The following is a 17,728-nucleotide window of genomic DNA, read 5'->3' as shown; positions in this document are numbered from 1 at the left end:
TGCAGCGCCTGCCGCCGCAGACGTACCTGGACGCCTACAGCCTGCACCTGAAGCGTGGCGAGCGCCTGAACCTCACCGACATGCGCGACCGGCTCGCCCGGGCCGGCTACACGGCGGTCAACCAGGTCATGGAACACGGCGAGTTCGCCATCCGCGGCGGGCTGCTGGATCTGTTCCCGATGGGCAGCGACACGCCGTTTCGCGTCGAGCTGTTCGACGACGAGGTCGACTCGATCCGCCGCTTCGACCCGGACACCCAGCGCTCGCAGGAGAGCCTGCCCGGCATCGATCTGCTGCCCGGGCGGGAGTTCCCGCTTCACACGGCGGCCATCGAGCGCTTCTACCAGCGCTACATGGAGGTGTTCGAGGCCAACCCGGCGCGCTCGACGCTGTATCGGGAATTGCAGGCCGGGCGCCCGCCGGCGGGCGTCGAGTTCTACCTGCCGCTGTTTTTCGAGACCACCGCCACCCTGTTCGACTACCTGCCGCCGGGCACGCTCATCGCCTGGCAGGAAGGGTGTCTTGCGGCCGGCGACGCCTTCTGGGCCACGGTGCGGGAACGCTACACGGCGCGCGAGATTGCCCGCGACTACCCGCCCCTGCCGCCGGGGGAGCTGTACCTCGACCCCGGCGCCGTGTTCGCCGGCATCAAGCGCTTTGCGCAGGTGGCGCTGCGCGAGGCCGCCGACGAGTACGCGCTGCCCGTGGCCGCCGCCCCGGCGCTGCCGGTGGACAGCCGCGCCGCCCGGCCGCTCGCGGCGCTCGAAGATTTCATCGCCGGCTTCGCCGGGCGCACGCTGATCGCCGCCGAGAGCCTCGGCCGGCGCGAGACGCTGCGCGAGATGTTGGCGCGCCAGCACATCGGCGTGCAGGTGCTGGAGGACTGGGCGCAGTTTTTGGCGTCCGATGCACGGCTTGCGATTGCCGTGGCGCCGGTGGACGACGGCCTGCTGCTGCCCAAGGCCGGCATCGCCATCGTCGCCGAGAGCCAGATCTACGGCGAGCACGTGGTGCAGCAGCGCCGGCGCGAGCGGCGCGAGACCGATCCTGAAGCCGTCATCCGCAACCTGACGGAACTGGCGCCGGGCGACCCCGTGGTGCACATCGAGCACGGCGTCGGCCGGTATCTGGGGCTCGAAACGCTGGACGTCGGCGGCAGCGCCGGCGAGTACCTGGCGTTGGAGTACGCCGATCACGCCAAGATTTACGTGCCGGTCGGCAGCCTGGAACTCGTGCACCGCTACACCGGCGCCGACGCCACGCACGCGCCGCTGCACAAACTCGGCAGCGGCGACTGGCAGCGCGCGCAGCGCAAGGCGCGCGAGCGGGTGCGCGACGCCGCCGCCGAGCTGCTGGCCATCTACGCCAAGCGCGCCGCGCGCGGCGGGCACGCCATCCCGCTGCCGGACGACTACGCGCGCTTCGCGGCCAGCTTCCCGTTCGAGGAAACGCCGGACCAGGCGCGCGCCATCGCCGACGTGCTGGCCGATCTTGCCGCCGAGAAACCCATGGACCGCGTGGTGTGCGGCGACGTCGGCTTCGGCAAGACCGAGGTCGCGGTGCGCGCGGCCTTCGTCGCCGCGCACGCCGGCCAGCAGGTGGCGGTGCTGGTGCCGACCACGCTGCTCGCCCAGCAGCATGCCGAGACCTTCCGCAATCGCCTGGCCGACTGGCCGCTGCGCGTGGCGGCGCTGACGCGCTTCGAATCCAAGGCCGAGCAGCAGCAGATCCTGGCGCAGGTGGCGGCGGGCCAGGTCGACATCGTCATCGGCACGCATCGGCTGCTGCAGAAGGACGTCGCCTTCCAGCGCCTGGGTCTGCTGATCATCGACGAGGAGCACCGCTTCGGCGTCAAGCAGAAGGAAGCCTTCAAGGCGCTGCGGGCGGAAGTGGACGTGCTGACGCTGACCGCGACGCCCATCCCGCGCACGCTGAGTCTGGCCATGTCCGGCCTGCGGGACCTGTCGATCATCGCCACCCCGCCGCCGCGGCGCATGGCGGTCAAGACCTTCGTGCGGCCGTACGACGGCGAGCTGGTGCGCGAGGCGTGCCTGCGCGAGTTCAAGCGCGGCGGGCAGGTGTACTTCCTGCACAACAAGGTCGAGACCATCGACCGCGTGGCGCACGACCTGCGCCAGCTGCTGCCGGAAGCGGCGCTTCGCGTGGCGCACGGCCAGATGCCCGAGCGCGAGCTCGAACGCATCATGGCGGACTTCCACCACCGCCGCTTCAACCTGCTGGTGTGCACCACCATCGTCGAGAGCGGCATCGACGTGCCGACGGCGAACACCATCGTCATCGACCGCGCCGACAACCTCGGCCTCGCGCAGTTGCACCAGCTGCGCGGGCGCGTCGGCCGCTCGCACCACCAGGCGTACGCGTACCTCATGGTGCCGAGCCGGGATGCGCTGAAGGGCGACGCGCTGAAGCGCCTCGAAGCCATCGAGTCACTTGGCGAGCTCGGCATCGGCTTCACGCTCGCCAGCCACGACATGGAAATCCGCGGCGCCGGCGAACTGCTCGGCGACGAGCAGACCGGCCACATCCAGGAAATCGGCTTCACGCTGTTCAACGAGCTGCTGGAGCGCGCCGTGCGCGACATCCGCGCCGGGCGCACGCCGGACTTCGACGCCGCCGTGCGGCAGGAAATCGACATCAACCTCGGCGGCGCCGCACTGCTGCCGAGCGACTACGTGCCGGACGTGCACCAGCGCCTGGTGCTGTACAAGCGCGTCGCCGGCGCGGCGGATCTGCCGGCGCTGGAAGACCTGCAAGTGGAGCTCGTGGACCGCTTCGGCCCGCTGCCGGCGCAGGCCGGACTGCTGTTCGCGCAGGCGCGGCTGCGCATCGCCGGGCGCGCACTCGGCGTGACGGCAATCACCGGCGGCGAGCACGGCTACACCATCGCGCTCACCGAGCAGCCGGCCATCGACGTGGACGCGCTGCTCAAGCTCATCCGCGGCGAGCCCAAGACCTACCGCTTCGACGGGCGCAGCAAGCTCGTCGCCACCGTGCACACGGACACGGTGCAGGCGCGGCTCGATGCGGTGGAAAGCCTGCTGACGCGCCTGCGACCCGGCGCGGGTGTGCAGGCGGGTGCCTCCGCGCGCTCGTAGGGATGGAACCCGCCCCCGGGGCGGCCACGCTTCGCATGGGCGCCGGGAGCAACGATGGGTGGGCATGCGGTTCGCGTGACTGCCCGCACCCGCCTAATCGCGCTATGGCGATGCTGGGAACCGGAGCGCTGAACTCGGCAGGGGCCCGACGGAATTCGTAGGGCGGGTTAGGCGAAGCCGTAACCCGCCGTCCCGCGACGTGTCCGTGGTAACGCCGAAACACGAAAGGCGGAATACGCAGCTCGGGTAGATACTGTTATCCGCGTCAAGCGAGTTGATGCAGCGTCGGGTCAAATGGCCGCCCGGAGCGCAGCACGCCGTAGGCCACGCATAGCAGCTTTCGCATCATGGCGCCGAGGATCAGCATCGGCGGTTTGCCGGCGGCGGTGAGCCGCTGCTTGAGCGCCCGGCCCCAGGCGGTGCGCGTGGTCGCCACCATCGCCGGCATGTACAGCGCCTTGCGCAAGCGCGCGTGGCCGACCTTCGACAGGCGCGGTTTGCCGCGCACGCTGCTGCCCGACTGGTGCTGACGCGGGTCGAGCCCGGCAAACGCCACCGCCTGTTTGGCGCTCTCGAACCTGAGCGGTCCGCCGTAGTACGCCAGCAATGCCGCCACGGTCCGATCGCCCAGGCCCGGGATGCTGACCAGCAGCTCGCCCTGGCCGCGCAGGTGCGGATCGTCGTCAATGGTCTGGCGGATGGCTGTGTCGATGTCCCTGATCGCCTGTTCAAGGTGCGCGAGGTGCGCCTCGATGCCGCCCCGCACCGCCTCATCGGACACCGGCAGGCGGTTGCGCTCCTGCGTGCGCATGGCGTCGAGCGCCTCGCGGCGGCTGACCAGGGCGCGCAAGGTTCTGACGGATGCCGGCGGCGCCTGCCACGGTGGCGGGCACTGGGCGGCGCAGAAGTCCGCGATCAGGCGCGCATCGACGCGGTCGGTCTTGCTGCGGACCAGACCGGCCCCGCCGAAGGCCTTGATCTGGGCCGGATTCACCACGCTGACCGTGTGCCCGGCGTCGGCCAGATACTCGGCCACGGCTTCCCAGTAGGTGCCGGTGGCCTCAAGGCAGGCGTGGACCGAACCGACGCCGTGCGACACCAACCACTCCCGCAATACGCCGAACCCGGTCGGCGTGTTCTCGATCACCTTGCTGCGCCACTTGCCGTCCGGCCGGCGCAGGGCGACATCGAGCTTGGCCTTCGAGACATCGATTCCGAGGATGTGAGACATACGGACCTCCGACCATTCCGTGACTCCACGCCCATCGACCTTGTGTATGCGGGCTGCCGGCCCGGCCTTGCCCCAGAGACTGTCCGATGTCGTGCGGGGAGATAGAACGCAAGGCCGGCGCAAGATCTACGCTGCGGGCTCAGGGCCCCAGGATGCGAGCGGCGTCCGGCCTTGCAGGGGAACAATACAAGGATGCGGTGAGGTACGAACCGCATCAGTCGAGGCCAATGGACTGCTTTCACAAGGGTCGAGCCCAGCCCATCGATCTTTCGACGCAGGAATACGGCGCCACGCCGCCAAGCCAACCCCGGCATAAGAAAACCAGTTAGCCACACCGTAAGGCCGCGACGGTGCTCGGCCAAGGATTCACTCCGGGACGGCGCGATTCCTCGATCGATGCGGTTCGTGCCTCACCGCATCCTACCGCGGGCTAACGTTTGAATTAAGCCGCGCCGCGAAGCGGTGTCGGCTTGAATGAATTGTTAGCCTTCGCCGTATCAACTTCCGTGCCGCCGGACGATAGCCTCCACACGCTTTGCTTCCTCGCTCGCAAAGCTCGGGATACGCACCAAGATGCTCCGCTCGCTATTTCGAAACGTAGAGTTCGACAGCCAATTGTTGCTGCCGAAAATGCAATATTCGTCATCAACCACGAGCACTTTTTCATGATTTGCGAACTGGGCAACCATGACCCGGGAGCTATCGAGACTCCTAACGAAACTCAGCGCGGATTTTGCGGTTGGCGATATCTCGTGACCGGAGTTCGATTCCCAGCCGAAGCCAAGGAATATACGAACCCCTCTCTTTACAGCGGCTCGAAGTAGCTGTTGTATTTCTGCGTCGAGTAGAGGGCTTCCGATCCATCCAGAGAGTATGCAAACAGTGTTTTTTGCTTCAGCGAAAGCACGCATTAACACATTGAAGTGCTCAGAGCCATCGATGACTTCTAAAGATGTAATTGAGTTAGTAAGCGCGTTTTCAATTACCTGCGCCTGCCTCTCTGAAATGTCACGCGACGCGCGGATGGACTCTACAATACGAATAAGATCATCAATTTTGGCATCCTTTGCATTCATTTCCTGTTCCATCTCAGGAGAGAGTGCCGCCCATTTCTGACCGCCACACCCCTTACATGCGAAGCCTTTATTGACCAGCCAGTCAATGATTTCGTTTTTGTAGGCGAGCATCGCGGCACCGCCGGCAATAATTGCAATGCAAATGGCCATCGCAAATCCGGTGCCTGCAAAAAGAAAACTAACCCAAGCCCAAAAGCCGAAACCTGCCGTTGCGCCACCTATGATCTTCACGAAAAGATCCAAGGTGACTTCTTCCGAGTGGCCGCAATCAATACACTTTATTCTCATACACCTTCCCTTCGCGGGTGGGTTGAAAGAGGGCTAACGGTTGAGCTCACCTGCGGGCGACAGCCGCAGGCTGGCGCACGTCAGGTGCAGCGAAGGGTTAGCCAGCATGGCGCCAACCTGTAGCCACACCGTTGAGCGCGACCACAACAAAGCCGGTGAACTCGCGATTGGCAATGCGAATTTCACCCTCGCCGATGTGAGCGCCGATATATGCCGGAGCATCGGCAACTGGCAAGAATGCACCGAGCTTGCGATGAACCTCAACAACAACCTCCGGCGAGGCGACGTGCTCGGCGAGCAGCGCTGCGATGGCGCCTTGGTTTGCGCCACGCTCGGTTTGGACAATCGACCACGCACGGGTGGCATGCTCAATCGGCGGGAAGTGCTTGCGCATGAGCTCGTGGATGCGGCGTGCATTCATGCGGGCTAACGTTTGCGTTCACCCGCGGACCGAAGCGGGCGAAGCCCGCTGTAGGCCGTCGGGTGCAACGAATGGTTAGGCGTTGCTGCACAGCGTTCAGACGGCATGTTCATTCACAACGATGGCGGTGTGCTTCATCACTCGTGCTGAGAGAACGAACAAGTCGCGCGCAGTGATCTGATGCTGCTCCGCCAACGTGAAGATCTCTTCCACCTTTTCATCTTTTCCCGAGCCTGGATCTGGATAGCGACCCGCCCATTCGGTGAAGTGCGTGAGCACGCTCAATATCGCTCTGTCCTTCGCACTGAGATTTGGGACTTGCTCGGCCAGCCGCTCGAGCTTGTGATGTCGAAACTGCTTCTCTTCGCTTGCGTAGGCTTCGACACCTTTGGTCAATATGAGCAGGCCCTTCAGACAAATTTCGAGGCTGTAGCCAACGAGCATGAGGCCGGTTGCGCAGTATTGACTGTCGCAGACACCATGGACGCTGAGTGGCATGTTCTCCCAGGTAGGCTCACTTCTGATGACTGTGACCGCTGCTTCGGAAAGGGCGTGAGCATGCGCCAGCCAAAGTATCGGTGCTTTGAGGTCAGCGCTCGACGGAGAATCTTTTGGATCGACTGGAAGGCCAGCGATAGTCTGCGCAGTGCCCCACTTGTGCCAAGCAAGTGCGCTGTACCCGAAGGGGTCAGCAGCGAAACGAGTGCGGTTCGGTAGGATCATGCTGTCCCGGTCGAAGTGCGAACGGCCTGGTCGCGACGCCTAACGTAGAGCTAACCGGCCCGAGCCGGCTTGCCGGCGAAGGGTCCAGCGACCGGAGGGAGCGAGGTTGAGCGCCATGTTAGGTTTCCGGCGAAAAGATGTTTCTTCCAAACAGGCCATTGAACTCCCCTTCAATGGACGCTAGCTTGGACGAGATTTCGACAAGCAAGTCTCGGTAGTAATTAGCCTTAAATAAACTTCGGTCACCAAGAAGTTCTCCGACCTTCTCCTTGTAGAGACCGATGCCAACAGGCGGTTCTGAGAGGTGCTGAGGAATTCTTCTTCCGATATCCATGATCTGTACAAGCAGAACGAATGGCGCGTACTTGGCTTGTAGCCTTCGGAAGTGGGTTTGCGCCTCAGAGTCCAGTGTTGTAGCGATGCACTCTCTGAAGGAATTGAATGGTTCAACATACTGATGAGCTGAGTCAGCTGCGGAAGCGGCAGCAACACAAAAATATCTCTGCCACCAAACATTGAAGTAGCGTTCTTGCAGTGCCTGATACGTGAGTCCGGTTATATTGGTGTGACGCGTGTACTCTTCTGCGCCCGACTGAAGGCCATGTTGGGAGACGATATAGCCTATGTTTGCCCCTGTCTCTTGCATGACAGTGGTGAACGCGTGCACGACGGTCTTGGGGATGGCCGAATTCCAATTCTTACACTCAACGATATAGGTAATGTTGTCGACACTATTTTCGTCGGTGGCAAATACATCAACGACGACGCGTCCCCGAGGCGTTGGCCGTTCAACCTCCACTTCGGCGGAGAGTCCTATATCGTTGAAGAGTCGGCACACACCCGCTTGCAGAGCTCGCCAATCAGGTGGGAACGGATCGTCGATCATGGAAACCTAACGTGAATTAGGCGCCTGAGCAGGTGTATAACAACCCGCCGACGAGGTGCATAACACGTTCTGCCGTACGGTAACTTGTTGTTTCAGCACAGGCACGCCTCAGAAAGGGGGCCAGATACGGCCGGCAAACACACCTTCGGCACAACCGCCCAAACCGCTCGACCGGATGCGCCAACGGATTCGCACCAGACCGGCATAACGTGGGCATGGCCTTTCGGCATTTGCCCACGTTACGCCCGCCCCTCTAGCACCGCAACCGGGACGCGCTGGATACGTCCGCGTTTTCTCAGACGAAGCTGTCGTAGTGCACGCGGTCCGGCGGTACCTTGAGCTCGCCGCCCAGCATTTGCATTACGGCGTTGATCATCACCGGCGGGCCGCAGGTGTAGAACTCGCACTCCTGCAACTGGTCGGCCGGGATGCGTGCCTTGACCTGCTCGTGGATGAAGCCGACGTCGCCGGTCCAGCCGCCGGCCGCGGCGGCGTCGGCATCGGACAGCGCGGGCAGGAACTCGATGCGGCTGCCGAAGCCCGGCAGGGCCTTCAGTTCCGCCTCGCCGCACAGGTCGCGCGGGGCGCGGGCGCCGTAGAAGAACTTGAGCTTCACGTCCTGCATGCCGGGCTCGGCCACGAGACCCCGGGCGATGGACAGCATCGGCGCCAGGCCCGATCCACCGCCGATGCACACCACGGTGCGCTTGATGTCCGTGCGCAGGTAAGCGAGGCCGTACGGGGTGTCGATGTCGATGCGGTCGCCGACCTTGAGTTCGAACAGCGCGGCCGTGCCGGCGCCGTTCGGCACCTTGCGGATGATGAATTCCCAGCGCCCGTCGGCGTTGCGGATGTTGGACATGGAGTACGCGCGCGGACCGGCCACGCCCGGCAGGTGCAGCAGGGCGTACTGTCCCGGCCGGAAGCCGGCCGGCTGACTGTCCTGAAAGACGAACTCGCGGATGTCGTGCGTGAGATCGCGGATGGCGACAAGTTCGCTGTTGAAGCGCCGCGGCGTATCGGTGGGGATGAACTGGTCGTCCATCATCATCGGCTTGATGACGCAGTCGCTCATCGGCACGCACTGGCAGGCGAGCAGGCGGCCGCGCTGGCGGTCGCGCGGGTTAAGGCCCGGCGCCTCTTCCCACAGGCTGCGCACCTCGCCTTCCACGACCTCGAACTTGCACGTGCCGCAGCTGCCGACGTTGCACTCGTAGGACAGGCCAAGGCCCGCCCGCAGGCCGGCGCGCAGCACCGTGTCGTCCGCGGCGCAGGGGTACTCGGCGCCGGATTGCTGTACGCGGATGGCGAAGGCCTTGCTCATGGTTCTACCCGTTCAAAAAAGCGGTGTGGTGGAAAAAATCGGCGGCCAGTGTAACCAAGCGCCGGGCTCAGGATTCGCGTTCCGCGGCGAGCCACAGGCATTGGCCGCGGCTCGCCTGGTCGATGACGGCGAGCCGCGCCACGTGCGCGGCGATTTCGTCCGCCGTCGGCATGATCACGCGCAGCGCCGGGCGGTCGGCACGCACGCGCGCCGGCCCCGCGTGGCTCGCGCCGACGGTGCCGCCGGCGTCGTCGCCCAGCAGCAGCGTTACCTGCCCGCCGGTCATGGCCAGATACACGTCGGCCAGGATCTGCGCGTCCAGCAGCGCGCCGTGCAGGCTGCGCCCGGAGTTGTCCACGCCGTAGCGCCGGCACAGCGCGTCGAGCGTGTTGCGCTGGCCGGGGTGCAATCGCCGCGCCAGGGCCAGCGTGTCGAGCACGCTGCACTGCGCCCCGATGGTCTCGGCGTCCGCGCCCAGCCGGCCGAGCTCCGCGTTCAGGAAGCCGACGTCAAACGGCGCGTTGTGGATGATGAGTTCGGCACCGGCGACGAACTCGACGAACTCCGCCGCCACGTCGGCAAAGCGCGGCTTGTCGGCGAGGAACTCGTTGCTGATGCCGTGCACTTCCTCGGCGCCGGGGTCGATGGCCCGATCCGGCTGCAGGTAGTGGTGAAAGTGCTTGCCGGTGAGGCGGCGGTTGAACAGTTCCACGGCGCCGATTTCGATGACGCGGTGGCCGTCGGCCGGCGACAGGCCCGTGGTCTCGGTGTCCAGGACTATCTGCCGCATCAGCGCACCAGCTCGTCGATGCCGCGGTTGGCGAGCGCATCCGCGCGTTCGTTTTCCGGGTGGCCGGTGTGGCCGCGCACCCAGGTCCACTCCGCCTGGTGCGCCGCCAGCAGGGTATCCAGACGCTCCCACAGCTCGCGGTTCTTGACCGGCTTGCCATCCGCGGTGCGCCAGCCGCGGCGCTTCCAGCCGGCCAGCCACTGCGTGACGCCGTGCAGCACGTACTGCGAGTCGGTGGTGATGTGCAGCCGGCTTGGCCGTTGCAGCACTTCGAGCGCCCGGATCACCGCCGTCAGCTCCATGCGGTTGTTGGTGGTGTCGGGCTCGCCGCCCCATAGCTCCCGTTCTTGCGTGCCGTAGCGCAGCAGCGCGCCCCAGCCGCCCGGCCCCGGATTGCCGCGGCAGGCGCCGTCGGCGTAAATCTCGACCGGCGCGCTCATGCGGCCAACTGCTCGACAACCGATTGCGTGGTGACCGACTGCAGGGCCGCCGTCCGGCCGGCCTGGATGCGCGCACCGGGCGCCACGTAGGCCGGCAGGCGCTGCCAGCGCAAGCGCAGCGGGCGCACCGCGAAACGCCGCTTGCTGGCGGCAAGACAGTACAAACCGCCGCTGCGCGGCAGCAGGCGCGGGCCGATGTGCTCCATCACCTGCGTGCCGCGCAGGATCCACGGCCGGTCGACCGGCACGCGGAAAAACGCCGTGGTGACGTCCTCCACCTGCATCGGCAGGCGACGGAGCAACTGCCGCAGCTCGCCCACCGAGCGCAGGTGCTGCGGCCACCAGTCGCGCGAGTGATGGCCGAACCGCTCGGCCATGCCGCGCAGTCCGCACAGACTCCACGGGTTGAAGCCCGCCACCAGCAGGCGGCCGAAGGGCATCAGCACGCGCTCCGCTTCCGCCAGCACGGGCGCGGGATCGGCCACCTGCTCCAGGGTGTGCAACAGGATCACCACGGCGGCGCTGTCGCTTGCCAGCGGCCAGGCGACGGGATCGCCCTGCACCTGCGCGCCGGCTGCGCCGGGACCGCCCACCACCACGGACCACGCCCGCGGCTCGGTGAGCCCCAGCTCAACCGCCGGCCAGTGGCGCGTGACCTGCACCACCAGACCCTGCGTCGCGGCCGGCAGCAGGGCCCGCACCTGGCGGTGCTCGACCTGCGCCAGGGCGGCGGCGAGTGGGTCAGTGCGGAGGGCGGAAGCGGGCGAGGAGCTCATGCGGTCGTGATGCGGCCGGCGCGGGAAAGGCGCTGATTGTATGCAGCGGCTTCACCGGCGCTCAATGGCGATCCCGCCCGCGGCCCGCTTCCGACCGGGGTCGCTGCGAGTCGGCCCCGAACTCGGACAAAAAAAGGGCGGGGCATAGCTGCCCCGCCCGTGTCGACATCACGTCGTCGTAACTACCGCTGCAAGCCCCAGCGCGCGAAGTTGGCCAGCGCCTTCTCCTTCACCGCCTCGGGGTAGGTGTTGTGGAAGGCCAGGCGATGCGGGCGCTGCGCGGCGGTCCACTCGATGGGCCAGGTGCAGTCCAGCAGCACGTTGCCGCCGCCGGCACCGAACTCGCGCAGCGGGTGGCCGGCAATGTAGGGCGTGAGCGGGCTGTTGATGTGGCCGGGGTAGACGTGGATGTCGCGCACCGGGTTGCACTTGGTGCAGATCGCATGGAACACCTCGCCGAGATTCCACGGGTCGACGTCGTCATCCACCACGATCACGTACGGGAAGTAGCTGGCGTTCCGGTCCGCCCAGCTGATGCTGGCGATCAGCTGCGGAATGCCGGCGTAAGGCGTCTTGGTGGACACCACCACCGCGTGGCAGCCGCTGAACTCCGGCACCGCGACGTCCACGATGGGCACGCCCTTGGCGCGCAGGGCTTCCTTGACGCTGGAGGCGACTTCCAGCACCCACATCATGGCGTCGTCGACGGGGATACCGAGACACGTCGCCGGCAGGATGGGATCGCTGCGGAAGGTGAGTGCCGAGAGCCTGAACACCGGCCGCGGGTTGGTGCCGGACACGACGTAACCCGGGTACTCGCCGAACGGCCCTTCCTCGCGCTCGTCGCCGGGGCTGACGGTGCCTTCCAGCACCAGCTCGGCGTTGGCGGGCACGTAAAGATCCACCGTCTTGCACTTGACCAGCTTCACCGCCTCGCCGCGGATGCCGCCGACGACCTCCACTTCCGACACGCCGGGCGGCACGCTGGACGAGGCCACGATGTTGTGCATGGGGTCGCCGCCAAAGAACATGGCGTACTCCATCACCTTGTCCGCGGCGCGGTATTTCTTGAGGATCTGCCCGCCCTGGTTCAGCGGCCCGAGCCACAGGCCGGTGCTCTTCTTGTCGTGCTTCATGCCCCGGTAGGTGCCCCAGTTCACCCACTCGGAATCGAAGTCCTTGCACACGCCGATGTTGAGCGTGCCGATGTACGGCCCGCCGTCCTGCGGGTGCAGCTTGGCGATGGGCAGCAGATCAAGGTTCACGTCGTCGCCGAGCAGCACGTGCTCCTGGCACACGCCGGACGACACGATCTCCGGCTTGATGCGCTTGCCGTGCAGGCCGTCGGCGAACACGTCGGTCACCACCGAGTGCGGCGTGTCCGGCGGCAGACCAAAGGCGATCGCGATGCGCTCCTTGGTGGCGAAGGGGCCGCCCAGCAGCGTCGCGCCCTTCATGGCGCCCTTGCAGTTGGTGAACCACTGCGCCGGGGACTGGCGCTCGTTGGCCAGACGCATGATGGCGCCGGCCTCGGTCTGCGGGTCGATTTCGTCCGCGATGCGCACCAGGTGGCCGGTGCGTTCGAGCTCGTGCAGCCAGGCGCGAAAGTCCATCAGCCCGGCGTGCGTCGGGGTACGGGTGGTCTGTTCCATGGGTCTCCTCCGGAGGGTTGTAGTCGATTGGTCAACTCACCGTCCGTGGCCGTCCGCGGTGCGTCCCTGTCCCGCCAAGCCGGCCGCGACCTTCGGAACCCGTCGCGGCGTTTGCGTCTTAAGTCAGGCGGTTGAAAAAGGGCTTCCTGCCCTTTTTCAACTCGGCTTGTCGCGGCACATGTCCGCAACGCGCCTCCGCCCATCAAGCGCTTGACGCGCTTGATGGGCGGGCAAGCCATCCCTGACTTGCCCAACAAGCCGTTGAAAATGACTTTTCAGCGGCTTGTTATAGACCCCCGTCTGGCGCGGCGCAAGCCGCCGTGACCGGCATCCTTAACGAGTGTTAAATTGCGCGCCGCGCGGCCGGCGAACCCGCCCGCGCACACCGCCGAACACACCCGAGGAGAACCATGAGCAGCTACCAGACCGTCCTGCTGGACATCCGCGACCATGCCGCCTACATCACCTTCAACCGGCCCGAAAAGCGCAACTGCATGAGCCCCACCCTGCACGCCGAGATGGTGAAGGTGCTGGACGAAATCGACCGCGCGCGGGTCAAGGTCATCGTCATCACCGGCGCCGGCGACGCCTTCTGCGCCGGCATGGATCTCGAAGGCTGCTTCCTCGAACCGTTCGACAAGCCTGACCTGATGGCCGAGATCAACAAGAACGCGTTTGGCTGGTTCACGCGCATGAAAAACCATTCCGCGGTCACCATCGGCAAGGTGAACGGCTGGTGCTTCGGCGGCGGCATGGCGCTGGCCGGCGTGCTCGACATCGTGCTGGTGGCCGAGGAATCGACCTGGGGCCTGTCGGAGGTGAACTTCGGCATCTTCCCCGGCGGCGGCACCACCTGGGCCTACGCCAACAACATGCCGTCCCGCAAGAAGGCGCTGTACTACGCGCTGACCGGCGAGACCTTCACCGGCAAGCAGGCCGAGGACATGGGCTACGCCACCAAGTCCATGCCGCTCGCCGAGCTCGACGCCGAGACCGACCGCGTCGTGAAGATGCTGACGCGCCTTGGCCGCACCGTGCTCGCCAAGACCAAGGAGGTGTACGAGAAGGTGCGCTGGATGGACTTCGAGGCCGCCATCGACTACGAAATGGCCAAGCTGTGGGAGCTGTCCCGCGAGACCAACGACGACTGGGTGCGCACCGCGCTGGCGTCCTTCAAGCGGCGCGAGTTCAAGCCCGGCACGCAGGCGTACACGCTGACCAAGGACGTCTGAGCCGCATCGCATCGGGGGCACGGACGCCCCCATCCACCCCGGCGGCCACCCCTGCGGCCACCGCGGCCGCGGGCGGAATAATGCGCCCTCCTCCCGCCACAGTGCCGCCGCCATGACGCAACGCTCGCTCACGCCGTTCACCTGGGGCCACGCCAACCAGGGTGGCCAGCACGACTGGCCATTCCTGACGGCACTCGACCAGGGCTTCTTCGCCGACGAGGGCATAGCCCTCACGGTGAAGGTGATCCCCGGCGGCGATGCGCTCGCCAAGGCGATGGGCCGCGGCGAGATTCACATCGGCCGCATGGGCACGCCGCCGTTCCTGCAGGCGGTCGGCAACGGCAGTTTCCCGGATGGGCGCATCGTCGCCAGCAGCGTGATCGGCAACCTCGATCACTTCCTGCTGGTGGTGCGGCCGGAAATTGCGGACCTCACGCAACTGCGCGGGCGCACCGTGGGCGTGCTGTCCCGGGGCAGCTGCGACGGGCACCTGATGCGCATGCTGCTCGCCCGCGCCGGGCTCGACCCGGACCGCGACGTGCAGTACCACGAGATGTGGAGCCAGTACGAGACGCTGAACGGCATGGCGAGCGGGGAGCTTGCGGCGCAGCTGATGGTGGAGCCGCTCGTGGCGCAGGGCGAGGCGGCCGGCGTGCTGCGCGTGGTGGAACCCGGCAGCGTGGCCGAGCCGCACTTCCAGTGGGGCCTGCTGGTGGCGCGCGCGCAGTTCGTGCAGGAACAACCCGACCTGCTGCGCCGGCTGCTGCGCGCGTACCTGCGCGGCGTGCAGCACTGCGTGGAGAACCCCGCCGCGCTGCGGGCGCTGCTGCTGCGGGGCGAGCACGCGCAGGATGCCGCGGTGTTGGACCGCGCCTTCCCACGCACGCTGCCGATCTGGAACCGCAGCGGCGAGATCGACCTGCCGGGCCTGAAGCGCGCCATCGAGGTGATGCTGGAAATCGGCAGCCTCAAGGCGCCGCTCGACGCGCAGGCGCTGGTGGACCTGCGCGGCCTGCCGGGGCGCTGAACGGCGCCCTGGCAAGCGCACCTTCAACCGGCGCTACGCCCGATTCAGCAACTCCTCTGCCCGCCCCGGAAACACCACCATGCTTTCCGGCGTGGTGGCGTGCGGCGGCCCCGGCTGGTGGAAAGCCTCGACCGCCATCGCCGCTTCCATGAAGGACATCGCCAGATACAGCAGCGGCTTCTGCTCGGCGGGCAGTTCCGCCAGCGGCCATTGGTCAAGATGCGCCGCGATGGCCGGCAGCTCGCCGACCAGGGCGCGGTAAAGACCCGTCAGCTCGTCCATCGACGCCGCAAGACGCCGGCGCATGCGCGCGTCCTCGCTCGGCAGCGCGAAGGACAGCCAGGGATCAAGGTGCGCAAACGGCGCCGGCAGCGCGGCGGCGCTCACTTGGCCATCTCCTTGCCGCAGCGCGCCGCCACCGTGTGGTACAGGTGCCGCACGGCGATTTCCTGATCCGACAGCATCATCTGCCGGATGGCGCCGGAACGCAGCGCGCGGTGCGTCGCCTCGTTGGTGGCCAGATCCTCGCGCGACAGATCCCGCAGCACGATCTTGCTGTACTCCTGACTGATCATTTCCGACGCCCGCTGCGGCATCGGGAAGTAGTACGCCAGCTCGTATACGGTCTTGTCGTGCGCCACCGGCCAGAAGGCGTCCACGTAGTACCAGCCGGCGCCGACGTTGATGCGCGAGTACGGGAAGATGATGTTCAGATCGAATCCCCAGTCCCGCACCTCGCCCTGCGCGGTGCCTGGATAGGCCGCGGCCGCGCTGCCGCCCTGCGTGAAGGTGGCGCCGAAGCCGAACGCCAGCTTCTCGGCCGGACTCAGCTCATGCGGCGCGAGGTGCACGGACACCGTGTGGTTGCCGTTTTCCTGCAGCTTGATGCGCTGCACGGCGAGGTACGGATCCTCCGGGCTGATGCACTGCCCCACCGACAGCTTGTGCACGAAGGCGCCGTGGTAGGACTCCTGGAAGGCGTTCATGGTCACCTTCCAGTTGGCGTTGACGGTGTAGCGGTAGCGGCCGGCCAGCACCATGCGCTCGAACGGGAAGGGCTTGAGATCCTGGTTGAACTCGGACATCGCCATTTCAAGCGTCTGCGCCGGGCGCTTGGCGAGGTTCACGAAGATGAAGCCGCGCCAGGTGTCCAGATGCACCGGCGGCAGGCCGAGCGCCGACTTGTCGAGGTTGTGAAAGCGCTGCTCGTCGGTGACAAAGGCGAGCCGGCCGCGCGTGTCGAAGGTCCAGCCGTGGAAGTTGCACTGGAAGCCCTTGCAGTTGCCGTGGCCTTCCTCGACCACCTGGTTGCCGCGGTGCGTGCACACGTTGTGAAACGCCCGCAGCTTGCCGTCGTCGCCGCGCACTACCAGCACGGTGGCGTCCTGCGCTTCGAGGTAGCGCACGGAGTAGTCGCCGACGTTGGGTAATTCCTCCTCGCGAAGGATCAGGTTCACCCACATGCCGCGGAAGATGCGCTCGCGCTCCAGCTCGAAGAACGCCGGGTCGACGGCGGAGCTGACCGGCACCGGCCCCGTGCCGAGTTGCGGGTAGCGCGGCGCGAACGGGCGTGGGTTGCCGCTGGCGGGACTGTTCATGGTTCTCTCCTCGGTAGAACCGCGCCGGGGCGATCTGGCGTGCCCCTGGCGAAAGCCGGATGACTCGCGCGAGTCATCCGGCGTTGGCCGTCAATGCGTCAGAAAGTCGAACACCAGGCGGTTGAAGGCGTCCGCGTGTTCCCACTGCGCCCAGTGTCCGCAGCGGCTGAACACGTGCAGGTGCGCGTCCGGAATGCCCCAGATGAACTTGAGGCCGTGATCCAGCGGCACGAAGCGGTCGTCGCGACCCCACACGATCAGCGTCCTGGCCTTGATCTCGTGCAGGCGCGGCGTGAAGTCGCTCAGCACGTTGGCCGGGTTCGATGCGCTCTTGACGAAATTTTCGAGGTGCTCCGGGCGGCGCATCATGTTCTCGTAGCGGCCCTGGATCATCTCCTCGGTGAGCTGCTTCTGGTCGTAGATGAACACGTTCATCATCTGCTTCAGGTTGTCCATGGTCGGGTGCATGTAGACCTTGAACAGCAGCTTGATGCCCTCCAGCGGCAGCGGCTGGAACAGGCTCTGCCCGCCGCCGGCGGCACCCATCAGGATCAGCCGGTCGATGCGGTCCGGGAACTCCAGCGCAAAGCGGATGGACGAGGCGCCGCCCATGGAGTTGCCGATCAGGTGCGCCTTTTGAATGCCGAGCGCGTCCATCAGGTCGCGCACAGCGCGGGCGTTGACGAGATCCCGCGGCTCGCTCGACAGGATGGTGTCCGATTTGTTGAAGCCGGGGCAGTCCAGCAGGATGGTGCGGTAGCGCTCGGCGAACGGGCCGATGTTCTTCGCAAAGTTGCTCCAGCCGCCGGCGCCGGGGCCGCCGCCGTGCAGCATGATCACCGCCTCGCCGCTGCCGGCCTCGTTGTAGTGCAGCTTCATGCCGCCGGCTTCGACGTAACGGCTGGTGCCGTCTTCGGTCAACTGACTCATCGGTTTCTCCTCGGGTGGCCCTGGGTTACTGGTTGTGAAGGCGATCGCCCCGGCTCAGGCGCCGAACGCGAAGGCCGATACGGTAGCGCCCATCACGCGGTCGTGAAAGACCCGCCGGCCGGCATCGTTGCCGCCGGCGCCGGCCACCACCATCAGCGGCAGCAGGTGTTCCTCGCGCGGGTGACTTGCGCGCGCCGCCGGCGCCTGCTGCCAGTTCG

General features: G+C 66.3%; 16 protein-coding genes and 1 pseudogene. 3 read left to right on the top strand and 14 right to left on the bottom strand.

Going from position 1 to position 17,728, the window contains the following annotated elements; genetic code table 11:
• A partial coding sequence (mfd, locus tag AB7F93_RS13160; protein WP_428303366.1) for a transcription-repair coupling factor occupies positions 1-3,116 on the top strand: 3,116 nt, incomplete at its 5' end.
• Between the two features lie 265 nt (positions 3,117-3,381).
• Here mfd and AB7F93_RS13155 read toward each other — a convergent pair.
• The 10 genes from AB7F93_RS13155 to AB7F93_RS13110 all read right to left on the bottom strand — a co-directional run bounded on the left by AB7F93_RS13155 (position 3,382) and on the right by AB7F93_RS13110 (position 12,723).
• Positions 3,382-4,347, bottom strand: coding sequence for an IS110 family transposase (locus AB7F93_RS13155; RefSeq protein ID WP_428303365.1), 966 nt, complete (start codon positions 4,345-4,347; stop codon positions 3,382-3,384).
• A 497-nt stretch (positions 4,348-4,844) separates the two neighbouring features.
• Positions 4,845-5,654 (bottom strand): phospholipase D-like domain-containing protein, encoded by an 810-nt coding sequence (locus AB7F93_RS13150; RefSeq protein WP_428303364.1) that lies wholly within the window; start codon positions 5,652-5,654, stop codon positions 4,845-4,847.
• A gap of 154 nt (positions 5,655-5,808) precedes the next feature.
• Entirely contained in the window at positions 5,809-6,132 is a 324-nt protein-coding gene (locus AB7F93_RS13145) for a hypothetical protein (RefSeq protein ID WP_428303363.1), read from the bottom strand.
• 96 nt (positions 6,133-6,228) lie between these two features.
• Positions 6,229-6,576 carry a hypothetical protein gene (locus AB7F93_RS13140; RefSeq protein ID WP_428303362.1) on the bottom strand — a complete coding sequence of 116 codons (348 nt, stop codon included), beginning with the start codon at positions 6,574-6,576 and terminating at the stop codon, positions 6,229-6,231.
• A 397-nt stretch (positions 6,577-6,973) separates the two neighbouring features.
• Positions 6,974-7,741 (bottom strand): restriction endonuclease, encoded by a 768-nt coding sequence (locus tag AB7F93_RS13135; protein ID WP_428303361.1) that lies wholly within the window; start codon positions 7,739-7,741, stop codon positions 6,974-6,976.
• A gap of 295 nt (positions 7,742-8,036) precedes the next feature.
• Positions 8,037-9,065 (bottom strand): 2Fe-2S iron-sulfur cluster-binding protein, encoded by a 1,029-nt coding sequence (locus AB7F93_RS13130; RefSeq protein WP_428303360.1) that lies wholly within the window; start codon positions 9,063-9,065, stop codon positions 8,037-8,039.
• Between the two features lie 67 nt (positions 9,066-9,132).
• A complete protein-coding gene (gene dnaQ, locus AB7F93_RS13125) occupies positions 9,133-9,855 on the bottom strand; it encodes a DNA polymerase III subunit epsilon (protein ID WP_428303359.1) in 723 nt (240 codons plus the stop codon).
• Positions 9,855-10,295: a ribonuclease HI gene (gene rnhA, locus AB7F93_RS13120; protein ID WP_428303358.1), complete on the bottom strand. Its 441-nt coding sequence runs from the start codon at positions 10,293-10,295 to the stop codon at positions 9,855-9,857. The genes dnaQ and rnhA overlap by 1 nt, the downstream gene beginning before the upstream one ends.
• The gene (locus AB7F93_RS13115) at positions 10,292-11,071 is read right to left on the bottom strand and encodes a class I SAM-dependent methyltransferase (RefSeq protein WP_428303357.1); all 780 of its coding nucleotides are present in this window, start codon (positions 11,069-11,071) and stop codon (positions 10,292-10,294) included. Before AB7F93_RS13115 ends, rnhA begins: the two co-directional genes overlap by 4 nt.
• A gap of 182 nt (positions 11,072-11,253) precedes the next feature.
• Positions 11,254-12,723 carry a UbiD family decarboxylase gene (locus tag AB7F93_RS13110; protein ID WP_428303356.1) on the bottom strand — a complete coding sequence of 490 codons (1,470 nt, stop codon included), beginning with the start codon at positions 12,721-12,723 and terminating at the stop codon, positions 11,254-11,256.
• Positions 12,724-13,133: 410 nt separating this feature from the next.
• On the opposite strand from AB7F93_RS13110, the gene AB7F93_RS13105 reads away from it, so the two are divergent.
• A complete protein-coding gene (locus tag AB7F93_RS13105) occupies positions 13,134-13,955 on the top strand; it encodes a p-hydroxycinnamoyl CoA hydratase/lyase (protein WP_428303355.1) in 822 nt (273 codons plus the stop codon).
• A 112-nt stretch (positions 13,956-14,067) separates the two neighbouring features.
• Positions 14,068-14,982 (top strand): ABC transporter substrate-binding protein, encoded by a 915-nt coding sequence (locus AB7F93_RS13100; RefSeq protein WP_428303354.1) that lies wholly within the window; start codon positions 14,068-14,070, stop codon positions 14,980-14,982.
• A 33-nt stretch (positions 14,983-15,015) separates the two neighbouring features.
• On the opposite strand, the gene AB7F93_RS13095 is transcribed toward AB7F93_RS13100, so the two are convergent.
• From AB7F93_RS13095 to AB7F93_RS13080, 4 genes and pseudogenes are all read right to left on the bottom strand, one after another.
• On the bottom strand, positions 15,016-15,369 hold the full coding sequence (locus AB7F93_RS13095) for a hypothetical protein (RefSeq protein WP_428303353.1): 354 nt from the start codon (positions 15,367-15,369) through the stop codon (positions 15,016-15,018).
• Positions 15,366-16,580 carry an aromatic ring-hydroxylating oxygenase subunit alpha gene (locus AB7F93_RS13090; protein ID WP_428303352.1) on the bottom strand — a complete coding sequence of 405 codons (1,215 nt, stop codon included), beginning with the start codon at positions 16,578-16,580 and terminating at the stop codon, positions 15,366-15,368. Before AB7F93_RS13090 ends, AB7F93_RS13095 begins: the two co-directional genes overlap by 4 nt.
• A 90-nt stretch (positions 16,581-16,670) precedes the next feature.
• Positions 16,671-17,510: an alpha/beta fold hydrolase gene (locus AB7F93_RS13085; RefSeq protein ID WP_428303351.1), complete on the bottom strand. Its 840-nt coding sequence runs from the start codon at positions 17,508-17,510 to the stop codon at positions 16,671-16,673.
• 54 nt (positions 17,511-17,564) lie between these two features.
• Positions 17,565-17,728 (bottom strand): annotated as a pseudogene (locus AB7F93_RS13080) (dioxygenase); the annotation flags it as partial.

It is taken from the genome of Immundisolibacter sp. (assembly GCF_050250495.1).
In the GTDB taxonomy this organism is placed as follows: domain Bacteria; phylum Pseudomonadota; class Gammaproteobacteria; order Immundisolibacterales; family Immundisolibacteraceae; genus Immundisolibacter.
The sequence above is the reverse complement of the archived record's forward strand: the minus strand, read 5'-3'. Positions and strand labels throughout refer to the sequence as shown.